We start from the raw sequence: 469 nt of genomic DNA, 5'->3' as shown, positions 1-469 counted from the left end.
GCCTATGCAGATGATACTCCGGTTTTTCCGAATAAAAAGCATGTGTATTTGATTGCCTTGTTGCTAGGACTCTTAGTACCTTTTGGAATCATCTATTCAATACAAGCATTAGATACCAAAATTCATTATCGCAAAGACTTAGAAGAAGCGCTGCAAATTCCTTACTTGGGCGATATCCCTCATGCAGATGGAGGTGATAAAATGATTATTAAAAAAGACACGAGAACAAGTACTGCCGAAGCCTTTCGATTGCTACGGACCAACCTAAACTTTATGCTGCCTAAAACAAGTAAAGACCAGCTTGCTAAGACCATCTTTGTGACTTCTACGCTGAGTGGTGAGGGGAAATCGTTTGTATCAATTAATTTGGCTGCTACCTTAGCTTTGACCCATAAAAAGGTATTGTTATTAGGGCTGGATTTAAGAGCCCCTAAGATTACAGAATATTTAGGAATGACAGATAAAAAAG

Annotated in this window: 1 protein-coding gene; it reads left to right on the top strand. The window is 38.6% G+C overall.

Annotated elements, in window-relative coordinates:
* On the top strand, nucleotides 1–469 hold a 469-nt coding region (locus IU405_RS00445), incomplete at both ends, for a P-loop NTPase (RefSeq protein ID WP_197436692.1).

Source organism: Polaribacter sp. BAL334, from assembly GCF_015767435.1.
In the GTDB taxonomy this organism is placed as follows: Bacteria; Bacteroidota; Bacteroidia; order Flavobacteriales; family Flavobacteriaceae; genus Polaribacter.
This window is presented reverse-complemented; position numbering and strand designations above follow the sequence as displayed.